This window comes from uncultured Limnohabitans sp. (assembly GCF_937889215.1).
Lineage (GTDB): Bacteria > Pseudomonadota > Gammaproteobacteria > Burkholderiales > Burkholderiaceae_C > Limnohabitans_A.
Map to the genome: position 1 here is coordinate 1 of NZ_CALBEX010000345.1, position 1784 is coordinate 1784.

Sequence of the window (1784 nt, forward strand, 5' to 3'; positions counted from 1 at the left end):
CGTTGCAAGCCAAGGCCCGATTGTCTCAAACCTGAAGGACTCGCTTTTTTCGCCGCGTTTTCCGTTCCCCCATTGACACTTCTCAAAAGACCCCAAGCCATGACCCAAGACGAACTCAAAGCCCTGGTGGGCCAAGCCGCCCTGAAATACGTTGTACCCGGCGAGATTGTTGGCGTGGGCACCGGCTCCACAGTCAACAAATTCATCGACGCCTTGGCCACCATGAGGGACCAGATCAAGGGCGCAGTGTCCAGCTCCGAAGCCTCCACCGTGCGCCTCAAAGCCCTGGGCATCCCTGTGTTTGACAGCAACGAGGTGGAGAGTCTGTCGGTCTACATCGACGGCGCAGACGAAATCGACCACCAGGGCCACATGGTCAAGGGCGGCGGCGCGGCGCTGACCCGCGAAAAAATCGTGGCGGCCCAGTCCAAGCAGTTTGTTTGTATTGCCGACGAGAGCAAGTTGGTGGCTGCTTTGGGTGCTTTTCCGTTGCCCGTTGAGGTGGTCCCCATGGCCACCGCCCGCGTGATGCGCCAGTTTGCGGCCATGGGCGGCGCGGCCGTTGTTCGCCTCAAAGACGGCCAGCCCTTGGTGACCGACAACGGCCAACACATCGTGGATGTGAAAGGCCTGAAAATCACCGACCCTGTCGCCTTCGAAAGCACCGTCAGCCAATGGCCTGGCGTGGTCACCGTGGGCGTGTTTGCCTTGCAGAAGGCGCAGGTGTGTTTGCTGGGCACGGCCCAAGGCGTGAAGACGCTGAATTATTGATGCGGTTCAGCTCAGCCGCTGACGCAGTTCCGTCTTGAGGACCTTGCCGTAATTGTTTTTGGGCAAGCTGCTCACCACCTCGTAGCGCTTGGGGCGTTTGAAGCGGGCAATTTCTCGCAGACACAGTGCATCGAGTGCGGCGGTGTCCAGCAGGTGGCCCGGTTGCGGCACCACAAAGGCCACCACCACTTCACCCCACTCGCCATCTGGGGCACCGACCACCGCCACTTCGGCCACGCCGTGCGCGTGCAGCAGCACCTCCTCGATCTCGCGGGGGTAAATGTTGGAGCCGCCGCTGATGATCATGTCTTTGCTGCGGTCTTTCAGGGTCAGAAAGCCGTCGGCGTCCAAGCAGCCCATGTCGCCGGTGAACAACCAGCCGTCTTGGATGGCGCTGGCCGTGGCCTCGGGGTTTTGCCAGTAGCCGGCCATCACGCTGTCGCCTTGGATCAGTACCTCGCCCACTTCGCCCTGTGGCAGGTCTTGCCCTTGCGCGTTGGTCACGCGCACGCGCACCGGGGTTTGCGCGACGCCCACGGAGGCCAGTCGCTCCAGGTGGCGAGGGTGGGTGCTGTCTTGCAGGTGGTGGCGTGACAGGGCGGTACCCACCATCGGGCTTTCGCCTTGGCCGTAAATTTGCACGAAACGCGGGCCCATGACGCGCAAAGCCCGCTGGATGTCGGCGCTGTACATCGGGGCGCCGCCATAGACCACGGTTTTGAAAGACTGGCCGCAAACCGGCGCAGAAAGTGCCGCCGCCTCTGCGTGGTCCACCAGCCGTTTCACGATGGTGGGGGCCGCGAACAGGGACAGCGGCCCCATCTGTTGACCCAACGCAAACAGTTCTTGGGGATCGAAACCACCCGAGGGCGGCACCATGTGCCTGGCCCCTGCCATGAGGTGGGGAATGGCATAAATGCCCGCACCGTGCGACATCGGGGCGGCGTAAGCGATGCAGTCTTGGGCCGCGATAGCGTCCACATCGTTGAAGTACGTCAAGCCCATGGCCATCA

Annotated in this window: 2 protein-coding genes; one reads left to right on the forward strand and one right to left on the reverse strand. The window is 62.3% G+C overall.

What is annotated here, in order from left to right:
• Window positions 1-99: 99 nt before the first annotated feature.
• A complete protein-coding gene (rpiA, locus tag Q0341_RS08835; RefSeq protein ID WP_299512249.1) occupies window positions 100-771 on the forward strand; it encodes a ribose-5-phosphate isomerase RpiA in 672 nt (223 codons plus the stop codon).
• A gap of 6 nt (window positions 772-777) precedes the next feature.
• On the opposite strand, the gene Q0341_RS08840 is transcribed toward rpiA, so the two are convergent.
• Window positions 778-1784 (reverse strand): AMP-binding protein (locus Q0341_RS08840; protein ID WP_299512251.1); only part of this gene is annotated, 1007 nt, incomplete at its 5' end.

What these genes read in the sequence shown, in the direction of transcription:
- rpiA (WP_299512249.1), top strand. Translation starts at nt 100, where the DNA reads ATGACCCAAGACGAACTCAAAGCCCTGGTGGGCCAAGCCGCCCTGAAA.